Origin of the sequence: Streptomyces sp. NPDC093260 (assembly GCF_040683715.1) — a bacterium.
Taxonomy (GTDB): domain Bacteria; phylum Actinomycetota; class Actinomycetes; order Streptomycetales; family Streptomycetaceae; genus Streptomyces; species Streptomyces sennicomposti.
In genome coordinates this window covers 145,900-166,008 of record NZ_JBFBEK010000006.1, presented here as the reverse complement: position 1 = coordinate 166,008, position 20,109 = coordinate 145,900, and the positions used below count along the sequence as shown (strand labels likewise).

The window sequence follows — 20,109 nt, the reverse complement described above, 5'->3', positions numbered from 1 at the left end:
ACTGTATGACCGAAAGGACTTGAGAGCGTGGCCGGACCGAGCACCGCCGAGCGCGGTGAACGCCAGCAGGAGTCGTCCGGCCCGCCTCTCGTCCGCGGGCTGCGACGGCTGCGGCGACTGCGTCTTCGTACGACCGTCATCCTGGCGCTGGCCGTCGTGCTTCTCGGCGCCGCCGTCCTCTGGGTGCTCTACGGCTCCCCGTGGACCCGGGTGGAGCGCGTATCCGTCTCCGGCACACGGGTGTTGACGCCCGAGGAGGTCCGCCGGGCCGCCGACGTGCCGGTCGGGGACCCGCTGGTCTCCGTGGACACCGGCCAGATCGCCGCTCGGCTGCGCCGGCAGCTGCCCCGCATCGACTCCGTCCGGGTGGAACGCTCCTGGCCGCACGGAATCGACCTGGAAGTGGTCGAGCGCACCGCGGTCATGGTGGAGGAAAAGGGCGGAAAGTTCGCCGAAGTGGACGCCGCCGGAGTCCGCTTCGCCACGGTCGCCCAGCCGCCCAAAGGCGTCCCGCTCCTGGAATTGTCCCTTTCCCGCTCCGCCGCCTCGGCCGCGAGCCTGCGCCGCTTCGGCGAGGACCGGCTGGTGCGCGCGGCGGTGACGGTCTCCGGCCACCTCCCCGCCCAGGTCGCCCACCGCACCCGCGTCGTCAAGGTCCGTACCTACGACGACATCTCGCTGGAATTGACCGACGGCCGCACCGTCGCCTGGGGCAGCGGCGACCGCAGCCGGGAGAAGGCGCGCGCGCTGACCGCGCTGATGAAAGCGGCCCCGGACGCGCGGTACTTCGACGTCAGCGTCCCCAGCGCCCCCGCGTCAGCGGGGAGTTGACGCACATCAGCGCAGGCCAGCACCCTGGTTGGGCAGCGCTATGGCTGATCACATAGGGTGAAAAGAAAAACGGGAGGTTCGGCGTGTTCGTTGAACGGGCGCCGCTTGTCGACTTAGTGTCCTGTTCAGAAGACTTCAGGGAACAGGCACACTGGTAACCCTAAACTTCAGGGTTAGGGTTCGGGTCGGCGTTACGGACCGTCCCATTCGGCATCAGCCGCCGCGACGCGGGCGACCGCGCGGCGACGGCAACGTAATTCGAGGCGAGAGGCCTTCGACGTGGCAGCACCGCAGAACTACCTCGCAGTCATCAAGGTCATCGGTGTCGGCGGCGGTGGTGTCAATGCCATCAACCGGATGATCGAGGTCGGTCTCAAGGGCGTCGAGTTCATCGCGATCAACACCGACGCACAGGCGCTGTTGATGAGCGACGCCGACGTCAAGCTCGACGTGGGCCGCGAACTCACCCGCGGACTCGGCGCCGGAGCCAATCCGGCCGTCGGCCGCAAGGCCGCCGAGGACCACCGCGAGGAGATCGAGGAGGTCCTCAAGGGGGCCGACATGGTCTTCGTGACGGCCGGTGAAGGCGGCGGCACCGGCACCGGCGGCGCGCCCGTCGTGGCCAACATCGCACGCTCCCTTGGCGCCCTCACCATCGGTGTGGTCACCCGACCGTTCACCTTCGAGGGACGGCGCCGGGCCAACCAGGCCGAGGACGGCATCGCCGAACTGCGCGAAGAGGTCGACACCCTCATCGTGATCCCCAACGACCGGCTGCTGTCCATCTCGGACCGCCAGGTCAGCGTGCTCGACGCGTTCAAGTCCGCCGACCAGGTGCTGCTCTCCGGCGTCCAGGGCATCACCGACCTCATCACCACCCCCGGCCTGATCAACCTCGACTTCGCCGACGTCAAGTCGGTCATGTCCGAGGCCGGTTCGGCCCTCATGGGCATCGGCTCGGCCCGCGGCGACGACCGCGCGGTGGCCGCCGCCGAGATGGCGATCTCCTCGCCGCTGCTGGAGGCCTCCATCGACGGCGCCCGCGGCGTCCTGCTCTCCATCTCCGGCGGCTCCGACCTCGGCCTGTTCGAGATCAACGAAGCGGCCCAGCTGGTCAGCGAGGCCGCCCACCCCGAGGCCAACATCATCTTCGGCGCGGTCATCGACGACGCCCTCGGCGACGAGGTCCGGGTCACCGTGATCGCGGCCGGCTTCGACGGCGGCCAGCCGCCGGCGCGCCGGGACAACGTCCTCGGCTCGGCCTCCTCGGCCCCCCGCCGCGAGGAACCCGCGCCGGTGCGCCAGCCCGAGAGCCGCCCGAGCTTCGGCTCGCTCGGCAGCGTGACGCCGAAGGAGGAGCCGGAGCCCCCGGCCCCCGAGCCGGTGCACGACGTCCCGGCCACCCCGGCCGTCCCGCCGGCGCCGCGGACCTACACGGACAGCGCCGCAGAGGAACTGGACGTACCGGACTTCCTGAAGTGATAGGGCGGCACGACACCGTGAGCGGCGCGCACTTCGCCTTCACCGACCGGTGGGGCGGGGTGAGCGCCGTTCCGTACGAGGAGCTGAACCTCGGCGGCGCGGTCGGCGACGACCCCGCGGCCGTCCGCGCCAACCGGGAACTGGCCGCGAGGTCCCTGGGACTCGACCCGGCCCGGGTGGTCTGGATGAACCAGGTCCACGGCGACGACATCGCCGTGGTGGACGGACCGTGGACCACCGACCCCACCCCGCCGGTCGACGGCCTGGTCACCGCCGTTCGCGGTCTGGCGCTCGCCGTGCTGACCGCCGACTGCGTGCCGGTGCTGCTGGCCGATCCGGTCGCCGGGGTGGTCGCCGCGGCGCACGCGGGAAGGCCCGGCATGGTCAAGGGGGTCGTCCCCGCCGCCGTCGAGGCGATGCGGTCGCTCGGCGCCGAACCGGCCCGGATCGTCGCCCGCACCGGGCCGGCCGTCTGCGGCCGGTGCTACGAGGTGCCGGAGGCGATGCGCGCCGAGGTGGCCGCCGTCGAGCCGGCGGCGCACGCCGAGACGAGCTGGGGCACGCCGGCGCTCGACGTGGGCGCCGGGGTGCACGCGCAGCTCGAACGGCTCGGGGTGCACGACCGGGAGCGCTCGCCGGTGTGCACACGGGAGTCGGCCGATCACTTCTCGTACCGCCGCGACCGCACCACCGGTCGGCTCGCGGGCTACGTCTGGCTGGACTGATGGGGCATGACGGAACGTAAGGACGAACTCGCCGGGAATCTGGCGCGGGTGGAGGAGCGCATCGCGACCGCGTGCGCCGCCGCCGGCCGTGAGCGCGAGGAGGTGACCCTCATCGTGGTCACCAAGACCTACCCGGCCTCCGACGTGCGGCTCCTGGCGGACCTCGGGGTGCGCCAGGTCGCCGAGAACCGCGACCAGGAGGCGGGGCCGAAGTCCGCCGAGTGCGCCGACCTGCCGCTCAGTTGGCACTTCGTCGGTCAACTCCAGACCAACAAGGTCCGCTCGGTCGTGGGATACGCGGACTTCGTGCAGTCCGTCGACCGGCTGCGGCTGGTCACGGCGCTGTCGAAGGAGGCGGTGCGCGCCGGGCGCGAGGTGGGCTGTCTGATCCAGGTCGCGCTGGACGCGGGCGAGAGCGCCCGCGGCGAGCGCGGGGGCGTGGCGCCCGGCGGGATCGGGGAGTTGGCCGACGCGATCGCCTCGGCCGAGGGGCTGCGGCTCGGCGGACTGATGACCGTCGCGCCGCTGACCGGGGAGTACGCGGGCCGTCAACGGGCGGCGTTCGAACGGCTCATGGATTTGTCGACCCGCCTGCGCGTGAACCATCCGGCTGCCACCATGGTCTCGGCAGGGATGAGCGGGGACCTCGAACAGGCCGTGGCGGCCGGAGCGACACATGTGCGCGTCGGCACCTCGGTACTCGGAGTCCGCCCCGGGCTCGGGTAACGTCGCCAGGAAGTCGGACCACAGCAGAAAATATGGTCAATACCGCCGAAGAAGGCGCAACGACCTAGTGGATCGCGGGGACTTCGCGGTCGTCAGCGGATCCACCACAGAGCGGAGGACTCAGAGCATGGCCGGCGCGATGCGCAAGATGGCGGTCTACCTCGGCCTCGTGGAGGACGATGGGTACGACGGCCGGGGTTTCGACCCCGATGACGACTTCGAACCCGAACTCGACCCGGAGCCCGAGCGGGACCGCCGACGGCACGAGCCGGCGCACCAGCCGCACGGGGCACATCAGCCGCAAAGGGACGAACCGGTACGCGTGGTGCAGCCTCCGGCACCCCGCGAACCCGTGTCGCATTCCGCTTCGCTTCCGGCGGAATCCGGGCGTCCGGCGCGCATCGCGCCCGTGGCATCCATCACACAAGAACGCGCGAGCCTGGAGAAGAACGCACCGGTGATCATGCCCAAGGTCGTGTCCGAACGTGAGCCGTACCGGATCACCACACTTCACCCCCGGACCTACAACGAGGCCCGTACCATCGGGGAACACTTCCGTGAGGGCACCCCGGTGATCATGAATCTGACTGAGATGGACGACACAGACGCGAAGCGACTTGTCGACTTCGCGGCCGGTTTGGTGTTTGGTCTTCACGGCAGCATCGAGCGGGTGACACAGAAGGTGTTCCTGTTGTCGCCTGCTAACGTCGATGTCACGGCGGAGGACAAGGCCCGCATCGCAGAGGGCGGGTTCTTCAACCAGAGCTGAGACACACCGCTGGAAGACAGGCACGGAGCAGGGGAGAGGGAAGCACCGATCATGGGCGTGGCCATGGAGGTTCTCTACATCGCGCTGATGGTGTTCCTCATCGTGCTGATCTTCCGATTGGTCATGGACTACGTGTTCCAGTTCGCCCGCTCGTGGCAACCCGGCAAGGCGATGGTGGTCGTTCTCGAGGCCACCTACACTGTCACCGATCCACCGTTGAAGCTTCTGCGGCGGTTCATCCCGCCGTTGCGTCTCGGGGGCGTGGCGCTCGACCTGTCCTTCTTCGTTCTGATGATCATCGTCTACATCCTGATCTACATCGTGGGGAACCTCGCGACGTGACTGTGGACGATACGGTCTTGCCGACTGCCGATGACTACGTTGAGGTGAAGAGATGCCGTTGACCCCCGAGGACGTGCGGAACAAGCAGTTCACGACCGTCCGCCTCCGAGAAGGCTATGACGAGGACGAGGTCGATGCCTTCCTCGACGAGGTCGAAGCCGAGCTGACCCGTCTGCTCCGCGAGAACGAGGACCTGCGCGCCAAGCTGGCCGCCGCCACGCGCGCGGCCGCCCAGAACCAGCAGAACATGCGCAAGCCCCCGGAGCAGCAGGACCAGCAGCACCCGCAGCAGCAGGGCGGGATGCCGCAGCAGGGCGGTATGCCCCAGCAGGGCGGTATGCCGCAGCAGGGCATGCGAGGTCCCGGGGCTCCGGTGCCCGCCGGGATATCGGGCCCGCCGCAGCAGCAGATGGGCGGCCCCATGGGTGGCCCGCCCCAGCTGCCGAGCGGTGCCCCGCAGCTGCCCGCCGGCCCCGGCGGACAGGGCCCGCAGGGCCCCGGCCCCATGGGTCAGGGTCCTGGTCCGATGGGCCAGGGACCCGGTCCGATGGGCCAGGGTCCGATGCAGGGCCAGATGGGTCCGGGCCCGATGGGTGGCCCCGGTCCCATGGGCGGCCCCGGCCCGATGGGTCAGGGTCCTGGTGGCGACAGCGCCGCACGCGTTCTGTCGCTGGCCCAGCAGACCGCCGACCAGGCGATCGCGGAGGCCCGTTCCGAGGCCAACAAGATCGTCGGCGAGGCGCGTTCCCGGGCCGAGGGCCTGGAGCGGGACGCCCGCGCCAAGGCGGACGCGCTGGAGCGGGACGCGCAGGAGAAGCACCGCGTCGCGATGGGCTCCCTGGAGTCCGCCCGCGCCACGCTGGAGCGCAAGGTCGAGGACCTGCGCGGCTTCGAGCGCGAGTACCGTACGCGTCTGAAGTCGTACCTGGAGTCGCAGCTGCGTCAGCTGGAGACCCAGGCCGACGACTCGCTGGCGCCGCCGCGCACTCCGGCCACCGCCTCGCTGCCGCCGTCCCCGGCGCCGTCGATGGCTCCGGCCGGTGCGAGCGCCCCGTCGTACGGCGGGAACCAGGGCATGGGCGGTGCGCCGAGCCCGTCCGGGCCGTCCTACGGCGGTCAGCAGCAGATGTCCCCGGCGATGACCCAGCCGATGGCGCCCGTACGGCCGCAGGGGCCGTCTCCGATGGGACAGGCGCCGTCGCCGATGCGGGGCTTCCTCATCGACGAGGACGACAACTGAGGCGGCGGCCCTGAAGGGCCCCACCTAGGCGTCGGCAGCCTGCAGAACGGCCCCGGAGGTTCTCCTCCGGGGCCGTTCTCGTGTGCCGGGGGGTGCCGTGTCCTCGGCGGGGAGTGTCTGATCCCCGCCGCCCCTGCCCTTGCCGTCCCCTCCGGGGGCTGCGCCCCTTCGACCGCGGCGGGGCACGGGGGCGGGGGCGCGTCGTTCGGTGCGGGTGGGTGGGGGCTGTCGCGCGGTTCCCCGCGCCCCTCAGAACGCGCGGTTCCCCGCGCCCCTTTTCCCGGGGGCGGGGAACTGCGCGAAACGGGGGGCTGAGGGCGCAGCCCCCAGGGCGGTCACGCCTTGCGGAGCCGGAAGGTCAGGGACAGGCCCTCGTCGGTGAAGGCCTCGCCGTACGTCTCGTCCGCCTCGCCCTGGGCGAAGTCCGTGGCGAGGACCTCGTCCGCGATCAGTCCGGCGTGCTCCGACAGCGCAGCGATGACCGCGGGGTCCGTCGACGTCCACCGCAGAGCGATCCGGTCGGCGACGTCCAGACCGCTGTTCTTGCGCGCCTCCTGGATGAGCCGGATCGCGTCCCGCGCGAGCCCGGCCTGCCGCAGCTCCTCCGTGATCTCCAGGTCCAGCGCCACCGTCGCACCCGACTCGGACGCGACCGACCACCCCTCACGCGGGGTCTCCGTGATGATCACCTCGTCCGGAGCGAGATCGACGGTCTCCCCGCCGACCTCCACCGACGCCGTTCCCTCGCGCAGCGACAGCGACAGCGCGGCGGCGTCGGCCGCGGCGATCGCCTTCGCCACGTCCTGCACCCGCTTGCCGAACCGCTTGCCGAGCGCCCGGAAGTTGGCCTTCGCGGTGGTGTCCACCAGTGACCCGCCGACCTCGGACAGCGACGCCAGCGAGGAGACGTTCAGCTCCTCGGTGATCTGCGCGTGCAGCTCGGGGTGCAGGGACTCGAAGCCCGCCACCGCGACCAGCGCCCGCGACAGCGGCTGACGCGTCTTGACGCCCGACTCCGCGCGCGTGGCCCGCCCCAGTTCCACCAGCCGCCGGACCAGCACCATCTGCTGCGACAGCTCCGGGTCGATCGCCGACAGGTCGGCCTCGGGCCAGGAGGCGAGGTGCACCGACTCCGGGGCGCCCGGCGTCACCGGCACGACCAGGTCCTGCCAGACCCGCTCGGTGATGAACGGGGTCAGCGGCGCCATCAGCTTGGTCACCGTCTCGACGACCTCGTGCAGTGTGCGCAGCGCGGCCTTGTCGCCCTGCCAGAAGCGGCGGCGCGACCGGCGGACGTACCAGTTGGACAGGTCGTCGACGAACGCGGACAGCAGCTTGCCGGCCCGCTGCGTGTCGTAGGCCTCCAGGGCCTGGGTGACCTGGTCGGTCAGCGCGTGCAGCTCGCTGAGCAGCCAGCGGTCCAGCAGCGGCCGGTCGGCCGGGGCCGGGTCCGCCCCGCTCGGCGCCCAGTTCGACGTGCGGGCGTACAGGGCCTGGAAGGCGACCGTGTTCCAGTAGGTCAGCAGCGTCTTGCGGACGACCTCCTGGATGGTGCCGTGACCGACCCGGCGGGCCGCCCACGGGGAGCCGCCGGCTGCCATGAACCAGCGCACCGCGTCCGCGCCGTGCTGGTCCATCAGCGGGATCGGCTGGAGGATGTTGCCCAGGTGCTTGGACATCTTGCGGCCGTCCTCGGCCAGGATGTGGCCCAGGCACACGACGTTCTCGTACGACGACCGGTCGAAGACCAGGGTGCCGACGGCCATCAGCGTGTAGAACCAGCCGCGGGTCTGGTCGATCGCCTCGGAGATGAACTGCGCCGGGTAGCGGCTCTCGAACAGCTCCTTGTTCTTGTACGGGTATCCCCACTGCGCGAACGGCATCGAGCCCGAGTCGTACCAGGCGTCGATGACCTCCGGCACGCGCGTGGCCGTCGCCCCGCAGCCGTCCTGCGGGCAGGCGAAGGTGACCTCGTCGATGAACGGGCGGTGCGGGTCCAGGCCCGACTGGTCGGCGCCGGTCAGCCCGGTCAGTTCCGCGCGGGAGCCGACGCAGGTGAGGTGGCCCTCCTCGCAGCGCCAGATGGGCAGCGGGGTGCCCCAGTAGCGGTTGCGGGACAGCGCCCAGTCGATGTTGTTGGTCAGCCAGTCGCCGAAGCGGCCGTGCTTGACCGTCTCCGGGAACCAGTTGGTCTTCTCGTTCTCCTCCAGCAGCCGGTCCTTGACCGCCGTGGTGCGGATGTACCAGGACGGCTGTGCGTAGTACAGCAGCGCGGTGTGGCAGCGCCAGCAGTGCGGGTAGCTGTGCTCGTAGGGCAGGTGCTTGAAGAGCAGACCGCGCTCGGCGAGGTCCGCGGTGAGCTTCTCGTCGGCCTTCTTGAAGAAGACGCCGCCCACCAGCGGGACCTCCTCCTCGAAGGTGCCGTCGGGGCGCACCGGGTTGACGACCGGCAGGCCGTAGGCGCGGCAGACCTTGAGGTCGTCCTCACCGAAGGCGGGGGACTGGTGGACCAGACCCGTACCGTCCTCGGTCGTCACGTACTCGGCGTTCACCACGAAGTGCGCCGGAGCCGGTCCGTGCCCGTCGGTCCCGTCGCCGGCGCCCGGGAACTCGATCAGCTCGAACGGCCGCTGGTACGTCCAGCGCTCCATCTCCGCGCCCGTGAAGGACTGCCCGGTGGTCTCCCAGCCCTCGCCGAGCGCCTTGGCGACCAGCGGCTCGGCGACGACCAGCTTCTCCTCGCCGTTCGTCGCGACGACGTAGGTCACCTCGGGGTGGGCGGCGACCGCCGTGTTGGACACCAGGGTCCACGGGGTCGTCGTCCACACCAGCAGCGCGGCCTCGCCGGCCAGCGGGCCGGAGGTCAGCGGGAAGCGGACGTAGACCGAGGGGTCCACGACCGTCTCGTAGCCCTGCGCCAGCTCGTGGTCGGACAGGCCGGTGCCGCAGCGCGGGCACCAGGGGGCCACGCGGTGGTCCTGGACCAGCAGGCCCTTGCCGAAGATCTCCTTCAGCGACCACCACACCGACTCCACGTACTCGGGGTCCATGGTGCGGTAGGCGTCGTCCAGGTCGACCCAGTAGCCCATGCGGGTCGTCAGCTCGGCGAACGCGTCGGTGTGTCGGGTCACCGACTCACGGCACTTGGCGTTGAACTCGGCGATGCCGTACGCCTCGATGTCCTGCTTGCCGCTGAACCCCAGCTCCTTCTCGACCGCCAGCTCCACCGGCAGGCCGTGGCAGTCCCAGCCGGCCTTGCGTGCCACGTGGTAGCCGCGCATGGTGCGGAAGCGGGGGAAGACGTCCTTGAAGACGCGCGCCTCGATGTGGTGGGCGCCCGGCATGCCGTTGGCGGTGGGCGGGCCCTCGTAGAAAACCCACTCGGGGCGGCCCTCGGACTGCTGAAGGCTCTTGGCGAAGATCTTCTGCTCGCGCCAGAAGTCGAGCACCGCGTGTTCGAGCGCGGGCAGGTCGACCTGGGCGGGCACCTGGCGGTACTGCGGCTGCGTGTTCAACGAGCTTCCTCCGGCGGACGTGCTGCCTTCCGTCGGAGGGACGAGAGCCTTCGTGCTTCCTACGCCGTGTGCGGCGCGCTCCCGCGGTACCACCCTCCTTGGCCCCCCGGTGCGCCGTACGCGCCGACGAGCCCCCTCATTGGGGTCGCGATGCCGGTTCTACCGGCCCCGCGGCCTCGCGGGGCGTTCTTCCGGCGGCTCCGGGGTGATCTTCACGTCGCGCTCGCCCCCGGGCTCCCACCGTCCCCGGGTCGCTCTGGGCTGCGTACGCCGCTACTCGTCCCCATCCACGCTTCTCGCTGCGCCCCAGTGTACGGCGCGCCGCGGACAGCGGCCGACCGGATTTCCGCACGGGGCCGTCCGGTCCCGCGGTCCGGGACGGCGCGGGGCCGTGCGGCGCGGGGACCGGCGGGCGCGCGCGGTGACCCGAACGGCGCGCGGGACGGTGTCCGGATCGTGGCGGGCGCGGCCGGCCGGATTACCCGGCGGGGAGCGGGGCACAACGCATGCATGCCTGCCGAGCGGTACCCGTGAGGCGGGCGCATCGGGCGGCGTGCCCCGTTGCCGCGCGACCCGTGTCGATTTATCGTCCCAGCACGATTCTTCTGGGACGATCACAATATGTGAAGGGGCCGCGGCCATGGTGGTGAGGAAGACCGCCGAGCAGTCGGCGTCCGTCAGGACGAGCGCGGGAACCGCGGCCGGGAAGCCGGCGGCCCCCACGAAACGCACCGCACGCGCGCGCGAGGACGCCGGCGCCCCCGCGGCCGCCGACGCGCCCTCGTCCGCCGGCCGCGACCAGACCGGCCGCGACCAGACCGGCCCCGCGGCCGCCGGGACACCGCCCGGGAGGCGGACGGCGGGTGCGGACGGAACCCACCGGCGGAACGGAGCCCGCCGCAAGGGTGCGGAAGGCGCCGGTGTGGGCAGGAAGAGCACGGGCAAGAAGGCGGGCGCGGCTCGGACCGCGGAGCAGACGGGAGTCACGACGGTGGTTGCGAAGAAGACCCCTGGTACGGCGGCCACGGCGGACACCTCCGCCGTCCCCAAGGCGCGCCTCGCCGCCGCGGCCGAGCCCGGCGACCTCGCGGTACGGCCGGGCGAGGACCCGTGGACCGCGGAGGAGGTCGACGAGGCCCGCGCGGAACTGCAGTCCGAGACGGAACGGCTGCGCACCGAGATCACCTCGTCCGAGGAGTCCCTGGCGGGCCTGATGCGGGACTCCGGCGACGGCGCGGGCGACGACGACGCCGACACCGGCACCAAGAACATCACGCGCGAGCACGAGATGGCCCTCGCCGCCAACGCCCGCGAGATGCTCGTCCAGACCGAGCGCGCCCTGGACCGGCTGGACGCCGGCACCTACGGCCTGTGCGAGAACTGCGGCGACCCCATCGGCAAGGCCCGCATGCAGGCCTTCCCGCGCGCCACCCTGTGCGTGGAGTGCAAGCAGAAGCAGGAACGCCGGTACTGAACCGGGTCCGGGGCGTGCCGTACCCTCGTCCTCAGTCAGGTACCTAGGTCGAGGGACTCACGTGGCAGAGGCGGAGCGCATCATCGGTACGCCGGACGACACCCCGGAGGCGGAGCGGCCCGGGCAGCGGCCGGGCGCACGGTCGGGGCCGGGCGAGCCGTCCGGCCCCGACGGCACGACAGCCGGCACGGACGGCACGGCCCCGGCCTCCGCCGCGTCCTCGGCCGCCGAGGCGTCGCCCCGCGCGGGCGCACAGCCGGCGCCGGACGCGGCCGGGCCCGAGCGTCCCCGCCGCGGGCGCCGGATCGCCGTGCTGTTCACGGTCGCGGCGTTCGCGTACGCCCTCGACCTGGTCAGCAAGCTGCTGGTGGTCGCCAAGCTGGAGCACCACGCGCCCGTGCGGGTCGTCGGGGACTGGCTCCAGCTGGAGGCGATCCGCAACTCGGGGGCCGCCTTCAGCTTCGGCGAGGCCTACACCGTGATCTTCACGGTGATCGCCGCCGCCGTGATCGTGGTGATCGTCCGGCTGGCCCGCAAGCTGTACAGCCTGCCCTGGGCGATCGCCCTCGGCCTGCTGCTCGGCGGCGCGCTCGGCAACCTCACCGACCGGATCTTCCGCTCGCCGGGCGTGTTCAAGGGCGCGGTCGTCGACTTCATCTCGCCCAAGCACTTCGCCGTCTTCAACCTCGCCGACTCGGCGATCGTGTGCGGCGGCATCCTGATCGTGCTGCTCTCCTTCCGCGGCCTGGACCCGGACGGGACCGTCCACAAGGACTGAGCCGGACAGGCTGCCGTTCGGGAGCACCACGGCCGTCCGGCATACTCGACGGGTGAGCACGCTTCCCGAGATCCGTACCCTGCCCGTGCCCGACGGCCTGGAGGGCGAGCGCGTCGACGCCGCCATCTCCCGCATGTTCGGCTTCTCCCGTACGAAGGCGGCCGAGCTGGCCGCGGCGGGCAAGGTGCTGGTCGACGGCACGGCGGTCGGCAAGTCCGAGCGGGTGCGCGGCGGCGCCTGGCTGGAGGTCGAGATGCCGCAGGCGCCCGCGCCCGTGCAGGTCGTCGCCGAGCCGGTCGAGGGCATGGAGATCGTGCACGACGACGACGACGTCGTGGTGATCGTCAAGCCGGTCGGCGTCGCCGCCCACCCCAGCCCCGGCTGGAGCGGCCCCACCGTCATCGGCGGGCTGGCCGCCGCCGGGTACCGGATCTCCACCTCCGGCGCCGCCGAGCGCCAGGGCATCGTGCACCGCCTCGACGTGGGCACCTCCGGTCTGATGGTGGTCGCCAAGTCCGAGTACGCGTACACGTCGCTCAAGCGCCAGTTCAAGGAGCGCACGGTCGACAAGCGCTACCACACCCTGGTCCAGGGCCACCCCGACCCGACCAGCGGCACCATCGACGCGCCCATCGGCCGGCACCCGAACCACGACTACAAGTGGGCGGTCACCGCCGACGGCAAGCCGTCCGTGACGCACTACGACCTGATCGAGGCGTTCCGCGCCGCCTCCCTGCTCGACGTGAAGCTGGAGACCGGCCGCACCCACCAGATCCGCGTCCACATGGCGGCCCACCGCCACCCCTGCGTCGGCGACCTGACCTACGGCGCCGACCCCACGCTCGCCAAGCGGCTGAAGCTGACCCGGCAGTGGCTGCACGCGGTGCGGCTCGGCTTCGAGCACCCCGGCGACGGCCAGTGGGTGGAGTTCGCCAGCGACTACCCCGCAGACCTCCAGCAGGCCCTGGACCAGGTCCGCGAGGAGACCTACGCATGAGCCCCTCCACCGAGGCGTACGAGGTGCGCCCCGCCGGGAGTCCCGCCGACCGCGAGGCCTGCTTCGCGGTCCGCAAGGAGGTCTTCGTCGCCGAGCAGGGCGTCGACGAGGAGATCGAGTACGACGCGTACGACGCCGTCGCCGTGCACGTCCTCGCCGTCCGCGCGGACGGCGTGCCGCTGGGCACCGGCCGGCTGCTGCACGGCGAGGCGGCCGCGGCGAAGACCGGTGGCGAGGCGGGCGTCGGCTCCCTCGGGCGGCTCGCCGTCGTCAGGGAGGCCCGCGGACTGGGCGTCGGCGTCGCCCTGGTGCGCGCCGTCGAGGAGGCGGCACGCGCGCGCGGCCTCACGGCCGTCGATCTGCACGCGCAGACGCACGCCCTCGGCTTCTACGAGCGGCTCGGCTACACCGCGTACGGACCGCAGTTCCCGGACGCCGGCATTCCGCACCGCGCGATGCGGCGCGCCCTCTAGGGCCGCCGCGGAGGCGGGCGCGGCGGTCCGGCCGCCGCGCGGGGGAACGGCCCGTGGCCCCCGAAGAGGCCGGTGAGCTGGGTGGCATGGCAGGCTTGAGGTCTGCCGTGTGATCGTCCGACCTCCCGGAGCGCTGACCGTGGATCAGTTGGCCCTGCTGTTCATCGTGCTGCTCGGGGCCGTGATCAGTGTCCCGGTCGGCGACCGGCTCGGGCTGCCCGCGCCGGTGCTGATGACCCTCCTCGGGATCGTGCTGGCGCTCCTGAAGTTCGTGCCGAACGTCGACATCCCGCCCGAGCTGATCCTGCCCGCGCTGCTGCCGCCGCTGCTCTACGCCGCCGTGCGGCGCACCTCCTGGCGGCAGTTCGCGGCGAACAAACGGCCGATCTTCCTGCTGGCCGTCGCGTTGGTGTTCGTCACCACGATCTGTGTCGCCGCCGTCGCCCACACCATCGTGCCGGGACTGCCGGTGGCCGCCGCGGTGGCGCTCGGCGCGCTGGTCGCCCCGCCCGACCCGGTCGCCGCCACCGCCGTCGCCGGACAGCTCGGGCTGCCCCGCCGCCTGGTGTCGATCCTGGAGGGCGAGGGCCTGTTCAACGACGTCACCGCCATCGTGCTCTACCACGTGGCGATCGCCGCCGCGGTCAGCGGCGAGTTCTCGGTCTGGCGGGCCGGGCTCGACCTGGTGCTGTCCGCCGTGGTCGCGCTGATCATCGGTGTGGCGCTCGGCTGGGGCGCCAACAAGATGCTGGACCGGCTCGGCGACCCCACCCTCCAGATCGGCCTGACCCTGCTGGTGCCGTACGCGTCCTACGTCCTGGCGGAGGAACTGCACGGCTCCGGCGTCCTCGCCGTGCTGACCACCGCGATGTTCCTCGCCGAGTACGCCGCCGACGCCGACGACGTGCTGTCCCGGCTGGCCGGGCACACCGTCTGGGACGTCGTCGACACCCTCGTCACCGGCGTCGCCTTCGGACTGATCGGCCTGGAGCTGCACAACGCCATCAGGACCGCCTCCGGCCGCTGGCACGAACTGCTCGGCTGGGCGGGACTCGTCGTCGCCGTGGTGGTGCTCGTACGGCTGCTGTGGCTGCTGCCGGCGACCTGGCTCACCAAACGCCTGCACGCGCTGCGCGACACCGACGAGGACATCCCGACCAGCTGGCGGGAGACCGTCGTCATGTGGTGGTCCGGGATGCGCGGCGTGGCCTCGGTGGCGCTGGCGCTCGCCATCCCGCTGAAGACGGAGACCGGCGCCCCCTTCCCCGACCGCGACGAGATCATCTTCATCGCCTTCGGGGTCATCATGGCGACCCTCGTCGTCCAGGGCCTCACCCTGCCCTGGCTGGTCAGGAAGCTGGGGGTGCGGGCCGACACCGAGCGCGAGAAGGAGTTCGAGAAGCAGCTCGCGGTACGGGCGGCCAAGGCGGCCAAGCGGCGGCTGCGCGAGATCGAGTCGGTCGAGGACCTGCCCGAGGAGCTGTCCGAGCAGATGCTGCGCCGCGCCTTCGAGATCGGGCTGCGCATCAACCCGCAGATCGGGGACGAGGAGCGCCGGGAGGCGCAGGAGAACCGGGTACGGCGGATCAGGCGGGTGCGGCGGATCCAGAACGAGATGCTGAGCGCGGCGCGGCACGAGGTGCTGGCCGCCCGCAGCGAGCCCGGCGCCGACCCGGAGATCGTGGACCGGGTGCTGCGCCACCTGGACGTGCGCAGCCTGCGCTGACGTCCGCCGGGCGCCTCGAGGGGACCGTCGGCAGCCGGTCTGGTCGTGCGGTCCGAGCCGGTCGTGCGTCCGCCGTCGTGACGGTCCCGTGATTCCCTTGTCGTGGGCAGGGGCGGCCCCCGGGTCTTTCGTGTGGATCATCCCGGGTTCGCGGGCCCCGGCACCGTGCCTCGCCGCGTTGGCGTCGGTTGCCGTGGCTCCGCCATGACGCCCTCCTCCGCCTTGCGCGGCACGGCTCCTTCATCCGGCCTGATCCGGACGAGAGACCCTAGGCTCGGGAGCATGACTCGCAACGTGGTGATCAGTGGTGGCGGTACGGGGATCGGGCTGGCCGCGGCGCAGACGTTCGCGGCCGACGGAGACCGGGTCCTGCTGCTCGGCCGACGGGAGGAGGTGCTGCGGAAGGCGGACGTGCCCGGGGCGCTCACCTTCGCGGCCGACGTCGGTGATGTGGCCGGGGCGCGCCGGGTGGCCCGGTTCGTGGCCGACGAGCTCGGCGCGGTGGACGTGCTGGTCCACGGCGCCGGGGGGACCGGTCAGCTGGAGCCCCGGGTGGAGCGGGACGATCCGCTCGCCCTCGTCGCCGACAACTGGAACGTCAACTTCCGTCTCAACACGCTGACCGCGGTGCTCCTCACCGAGGCCCTGAAGGACCGGCTCGCCGAGCCCGGCGGACGGGTGCTGTTCCTCAGCTCCATCGCCGCCTACCGGGGCTCGGGCACCGGCGCCTACGCCGCGTCCAAGGCGGCCCTGCACCCCTACGCCCACGATCTGGCGCGCCAGTTGGGCCCGCGCGGGATCATGGTGAACGTGGTGGCGCCCGGCTACATCGAGGACACCGAGTTCTTCGGCGACGCGATGGACGAGGCCCGCCGCGAGCGGCTGATCGCCGAGACCTCCGACGGCCGGGCCGGGACCCCGGGCGACGTGGCCGCCACCCTGCACTGGCTGGCCTCCCCGGCGGCCGGCCACGTCACCTCGCAGATCATCCAGGTCAACGGCGGCGCGGAACGCGGCCACTGAGCCGACGGCGCCTCACCGGCGCCCCGGCCCCGGCCTGCCGACGGACTCGGCGCGGACCCCGTCACGGGTCCGGCCGTCGTCCTTGTCCAGCACGGGCCGGGGCCGCTCCACGCCGTCGCCGGCGGGCGCGTCGTCCTTGGCACGGCCCTGCGGCGGCACCGCGTGCGCCGTGTTGACGCGGGGCAGCGCGTAGGGGTGCTCCGCGCACAGCCAGCGGATCATCTCCTCACGCACCGCGACCCGCACGGTGAAGATGTCGTCGGCGTCCTTCGCCGTCACCAGCGCCCGCACCTCGATGGTGTTCGGGGTGGTGTCCGTGACGTACAGGTTGTAGGCGCGGCCGTCCCAGGCCGGGCACTCGCGCACGATGTCGCGCAGCTTCGTGCGCATCGCCTCCAGCGGCGCGGAGTGGTCCAGGTGCCAGAAGACGGTGCCGGTCATCTGCGGGGTGCCGCGCGACCAGTTCTCGAACGGGTTGGCCGTGAAGTACGACACCGGCATGGTGATCCGGCGCTCGTCCCAGGTGCGCACCGTCAGATAGGTCAGCGTGATCTCGTCCACCGTGCCCCACTCGCCGTCGACGACCACGGTGTCGCCGATGCGCACCATGTCGCCGAAGGCGATCTGCAACCCGGCGAACATGTTGCTCAGCGTGGACTGCGCGGCGACGCCCGCGACGATGCCGAGGATGCCGGCCGAGGCCAGCAGCGAGGCCCCGGCCGCGCGCATCGCGGGGAAGGTCAGCAGCATCGACGCGGCGGCCACGACGATGACGACCGCCGAGACCACGCGCATGATCAGCTCGACCTGGGTGCGCACCCGGCGCACCCGGGCCGGGTCGCGGTGCGCGCGGGCGCTGGCGTAGCGCGAGTACGAGGTCTCGACTATGGCCCCGGCGATCCGGATCGCCAGCCAGGCGGCCGATCCGATCAGCACCAGCGTCAGCGTCCGGCCGATCCCGGCCCGGTGTTCCAGGAGCAGCTTTGCCTGGTCGTAGGAGCCTCTGAGCAGGGCGGCGCACAGGACGAGTTGATAGGGCACGCGGGCACGGCGCAACAGGCCCCACAAGGGTGTCTCGTGGTGCCGTTCGTCGGCCTTGCGCAGCAGCAGGTCGGTGGCCCAGCCGACGAGCAGCGTGACCAGCACCGAGCCGCCGATCACGGCAAGCGGGCGGAGTACGTTCTCCATGCCTGCGCTCCTAACCGGAGCCGGCCGGGCATGAACATGTGTCTTCGCCGCGTTCGCGGGTAGCGCCGGTGCGGTGTGGCGAGGCTTACGCCCGCCCGTGCCCGCGCACGGCGGTGGCCGGCCGTGCCGGGCGTGGTCGTGCCCGGCTGGCACCATGGCCTCATGAACATCGTGCTCTTCCACTCGACCCAGGGCCTCAGGCCCGCCGTGCGCGAGGCCGCGGACCGGCTGCGCGCCGCCGGGCACGAGGTGTGGACCCCGGACCTCTTCGAGGGGCGTACGTTCGACTCGGTCGAGGAGGGCATGGCCTTCAAGGACGGCGTCGGCAAGGACGAGCTGCTCAGACGGGCCGTGCTGGCGGCGGCGCCCTACTCGGAACGGGGTCTGGTGTACGCCGGGTTCTCGCTCGGCGCCTCGATCGCGCAGACCCTCGCCCTCGGCGACGAGAAGGCGCGCGGTCTGCTGCTCCTGCACGGTACCTCGGACATCGCGCCGAACGCGGCCGTGGACGAGCTGCCGGTCCAGCTGCACGTGGCCGAGCCCGACCCGTTCGAGACGGACGACTGGCTGAGCGCCTGGTACCTCCAGATGGGCCGGACCGGCGCCGACGTGGAGATCTACCGCTACCCGGGGGCCGGCCACCTCTACACCGACCCCGGCATGCCGGACTACGACGAGGAGGCGGCCGAGGCCACCTGGCGGGTGGCCCTCGGCTTCCTCGACAGCCTGTAGACGGCGCCCGGTCCTCGGGCGGCCCGCAAGAGGGCGGCTCGCGGGGCCGGCCCGGCTACACCGGGTCGTAGGTCCTCTCGACCTTCTGCGTGCCGCTGCGGGTGCGGTACGAACGCGTCCAGGACGAGGTCGCGTTCGGGTCCGTGCGGTCGGAGACGACGTAGTAGTCCATCTGCGCGCGCTCGGCGGTGACGTCCAGGACGCCGTAGCCGTGGCGGTCGGTGTCGACCCAGTGGACGTGCCGGTTGGCGGCCTGGATGACCGGCGCCGCCACCGCCGAGACCGCGCCCTCGGGCACCTTGACGATGTCGTCGAGGTTGTCCGAGGTCAGCGAGGTGACCACGAACTCCGTGGCGGCCGACGCCGACAGCGGGTAGGTGCCGGCGTCCACCGGCACGTCGTTGGCCCACGCCATGTGGATGTCGCCGGTCAGGAAGACGGTGTTGCGGATGGCGTTGGTCCGCAGATGGGCCAGCAGTTCGCGGCGGTCGTCGGTGTAGCCGTCCCACTGGTCGCTGTTGATCGCCAGGCCCTCCTGCGGCAGCCCGAGCAGCTTCGCCAGCGGCTTGAGCAGGTCCGCGGAGAGCGAGCCGACGACGAACGGCGAGATCATCACCGAGTTGCCGACCAGCCGCCAGGTGGTGTCGGACGACGCGAGCCCGGCCTTGAGCCAGTCGAGCTGGGCGCGGCCGGTGATGGTGCGGTCCGGGTCGTCGACCGAGCCGCTGCCGGTGGAGGCCTGCTGGGAGCGGAACGAACGCAGGTCGAGCAGGGACAGATCGGCGAGCTTGCCGAAGCGCAGCCGGCGGTAGGTGGTGCCGGCGATCGCCGGGCGGACCGGCATCCACTCGAAGTAGGCCTGCTTGGCGGCGGCCTTGCGGTCGCTCCAGGCGCCCTCGGCGCCCTCGGTGTGGTTGACCGCGCCGCCCGACCAGGCGTTGTCGGCGAACTCGTGGTCGTCCCAGATCGCGATGACCGGCGCCCGGTGGTGCAGCGCCTGGAGGTCGGGGTCGGTCTTGTACGCGGCGTGCCGGGTCCGGTAGTCGGCGAGCGTGAGGATCTCGTTGGCCGGGGCGTGCGGGCGTACCACCTTGCCGCGCGCCGCGTACTCGCCCGACTTGTACTCGTAGATGTAGTCGCCGAGGTGCAGCCAGGCGTCCAGGTCGCCCCGGGCCGCGAGGTGCCGGTACGGCGAGAAGTAGCCGGCCTCCCAGTTGGCGCAGGAGACGACGCCGAAACGCAGCCCGGTGACGGCGGCGTCGTGCGCGGGGGCGGTGCGGGTGCGGGCGACGGGGGAGTCCGCGCCGCCGGCGGAGAAGCGGAACCAGTAGTCGGTGGCCGGTTCCAGGCCGCGTATGTCGGCCTTGACGGTGTGGTCGGAGGCGGCGGTGGCGGTGGTGGAGCCCCGGGCGACGACGTCCGTGAGCGCCTTGTCGCGGGCCACCACCCAGCTCACCTCGGTGTCCGGGCCGAGCCCGGAGCCCGGTACGGCCTCCTCGGCGGGGGTCACCCGGGTCCACAGCAGGACGCCGTCGGGCAACGGGTCTCCGGAGGCGACGCCGTGCAGGAAGGCGGCCGTCGCGGTGGCCGCCCGCGCGGGCGGCGCGGCGGCGAGGGGCGCCGCCAGCACGGCGCCCGCCGCCGCGGCCTTGACGACCGTACGGCGGCTCGGGGACAGCGGGTTGACGGTCTCGGGGCGCGAGCCGTCGTCCTTTATTGATCTGTATCGACTGGTCACGGGCGATCAGATTACTGATCAGTACGCACGGGAGCGGGCGAACGGCGAAAGTTCGCCCGCTCTTCACCGGTGATCAGCCCGGGCGTCCCCGCCTCCGGGGAGCGCCTCGCCCGCGCCCGGCGTCCGGGGCACGGCGGAGCGTAGGACCACGCCTTGCCGTACGTGGTGGCGCGGTACTCCGGGGCGCCGCCGACGCCGTCGCGGACGCAGCCCCGGACGGTCACCTCGACGCCCTCGCCGGTCGACAGGATCGCGTGGTCACCGCGAGATCATGTGAAGGGAACGCATACCTGACCCGGGCGGAGGGGGACGCACAGGCACGGCGGGAGAGGGCGGACGGCGAAAGCCGC

17 protein-coding genes are annotated in these 20,109 nt (G+C 72.2%); 14 read left to right on the top strand and 3 right to left on the bottom strand.

Annotation, left to right across the window (positions count from 1 at the left end):
- The first annotated feature begins 27 nt into the window (after positions 1–27).
- The 7 genes from AB0N63_RS10260 (at position 28) to AB0N63_RS10230 (ending at position 6,115) form a co-directional block, all read left to right on the top strand.
- Entirely contained in the window at positions 28–831 is an 804-nt protein-coding gene (locus AB0N63_RS10260; protein ID WP_365526783.1) for an FtsQ-type POTRA domain-containing protein, read from the top strand.
- Between the two features lie 279 nt (positions 832–1,110).
- The gene (gene ftsZ / locus AB0N63_RS10255) at positions 1,111–2,313 is read left to right on the top strand and encodes a cell division protein FtsZ (RefSeq protein WP_365526780.1); all 1,203 of its coding nucleotides are present in this window, start codon (positions 1,111–1,113) and stop codon (positions 2,311–2,313) included.
- Positions 2,310–3,038, top strand: coding sequence for a peptidoglycan editing factor PgeF (pgeF, locus tag AB0N63_RS10250; protein WP_365526778.1), 729 nt, complete (start codon positions 2,310–2,312; stop codon positions 3,036–3,038). The genes ftsZ and pgeF overlap by 4 nt, the downstream gene beginning before the upstream one ends.
- Before the next feature lie 6 nt (positions 3,039–3,044).
- Positions 3,045–3,764, top strand: a complete 720-nt coding sequence (locus tag AB0N63_RS10245; RefSeq protein WP_365526775.1) for a YggS family pyridoxal phosphate-dependent enzyme — start codon at positions 3,045–3,047, stop codon at positions 3,762–3,764.
- A 127-nt stretch (positions 3,765–3,891) separates the two neighbouring features.
- Positions 3,892–4,533: a cell division protein SepF gene (gene sepF, locus AB0N63_RS10240; protein ID WP_365526772.1), complete on the top strand. Its 642-nt coding sequence runs from the start codon at positions 3,892–3,894 to the stop codon at positions 4,531–4,533.
- A 51-nt stretch (positions 4,534–4,584) separates the two neighbouring features.
- Positions 4,585–4,875, top strand: a complete 291-nt coding sequence (locus AB0N63_RS10235; RefSeq protein ID WP_009188102.1) for a YggT family protein — start codon at positions 4,585–4,587, stop codon at positions 4,873–4,875.
- A gap of 52 nt (positions 4,876–4,927) precedes the next feature.
- A complete protein-coding gene (locus AB0N63_RS10230) occupies positions 4,928–6,115 on the top strand; it encodes a DivIVA domain-containing protein (RefSeq protein ID WP_365526767.1) in 1,188 nt (395 codons plus the stop codon).
- Positions 6,116–6,450: 335 nt separating this feature from the next.
- Here AB0N63_RS10230 and ileS read toward each other — a convergent pair whose 3' ends face one another.
- Positions 6,451–9,630 carry an isoleucine--tRNA ligase gene (gene ileS, locus AB0N63_RS10225; protein ID WP_365526764.1) on the bottom strand — a complete coding sequence of 1,060 codons (3,180 nt, stop codon included), beginning with the start codon at positions 9,628–9,630 and terminating at the stop codon, positions 6,451–6,453.
- 640 nt (positions 9,631–10,270) lie between these two features.
- On the opposite strand from ileS, the gene AB0N63_RS10220 reads away from it, so the two are divergent.
- From AB0N63_RS10220 to AB0N63_RS10195, 6 genes are all read left to right on the top strand, one after another.
- Positions 10,271–11,104 (top strand): TraR/DksA C4-type zinc finger protein, encoded by an 834-nt coding sequence (locus tag AB0N63_RS10220; protein ID WP_365526761.1) that lies wholly within the window; start codon positions 10,271–10,273, stop codon positions 11,102–11,104.
- 61 nt (positions 11,105–11,165) lie between these two features.
- Positions 11,166–11,882, top strand: a complete 717-nt coding sequence (gene lspA / locus AB0N63_RS10215; protein ID WP_365526758.1) for a signal peptidase II — start codon at positions 11,166–11,168, stop codon at positions 11,880–11,882.
- Between the two features lie 52 nt (positions 11,883–11,934).
- A complete protein-coding gene (locus AB0N63_RS10210; RefSeq protein ID WP_365526755.1) occupies positions 11,935–12,879 on the top strand; it encodes an RluA family pseudouridine synthase in 945 nt (314 codons plus the stop codon).
- Positions 12,876–13,352 (top strand): GNAT family N-acetyltransferase, encoded by a 477-nt coding sequence (locus tag AB0N63_RS10205; protein WP_365526752.1) that lies wholly within the window; start codon positions 12,876–12,878, stop codon positions 13,350–13,352. Before AB0N63_RS10210 ends, AB0N63_RS10205 begins: the two co-directional genes overlap by 4 nt.
- A gap of 139 nt (positions 13,353–13,491) precedes the next feature.
- Positions 13,492–15,078, top strand: a complete 1,587-nt coding sequence (locus AB0N63_RS10200) for a Na+/H+ antiporter (protein WP_365526750.1) — start codon at positions 13,492–13,494, stop codon at positions 15,076–15,078.
- Between the two features lie 282 nt (positions 15,079–15,360).
- On the top strand, positions 15,361–16,101 hold the full coding sequence (locus tag AB0N63_RS10195; RefSeq protein ID WP_365526747.1) for an SDR family oxidoreductase: 741 nt from the start codon (positions 15,361–15,363) through the stop codon (positions 16,099–16,101).
- Between the two features lie 12 nt (positions 16,102–16,113).
- Here AB0N63_RS10195 and AB0N63_RS10190 read toward each other — a convergent pair whose 3' ends face one another.
- Positions 16,114–17,289: a mechanosensitive ion channel domain-containing protein gene (locus AB0N63_RS10190; RefSeq protein WP_365526744.1), complete on the bottom strand. Its 1,176-nt coding sequence runs from the start codon at positions 17,287–17,289 to the stop codon at positions 16,114–16,116.
- A 162-nt stretch (positions 17,290–17,451) separates the two neighbouring features.
- Here AB0N63_RS10190 and AB0N63_RS10185 point away from each other — a divergent pair, with 162 nt between their 5' ends.
- The gene (locus AB0N63_RS10185) at positions 17,452–18,021 is read left to right on the top strand and encodes a dienelactone hydrolase family protein (protein WP_365526741.1); all 570 of its coding nucleotides are present in this window, start codon (positions 17,452–17,454) and stop codon (positions 18,019–18,021) included.
- Positions 18,022–18,076: 55 nt separating this feature from the next.
- Here the strand turns inward: AB0N63_RS10185 and AB0N63_RS10180 are convergent, their stop codons facing one another.
- Entirely contained in the window at positions 18,077–19,759 is a 1,683-nt protein-coding gene (locus tag AB0N63_RS10180; protein ID WP_365526738.1) for an alkaline phosphatase D family protein, read from the bottom strand.
- Positions 19,760–20,109: the final 350 nt, after the last annotated feature.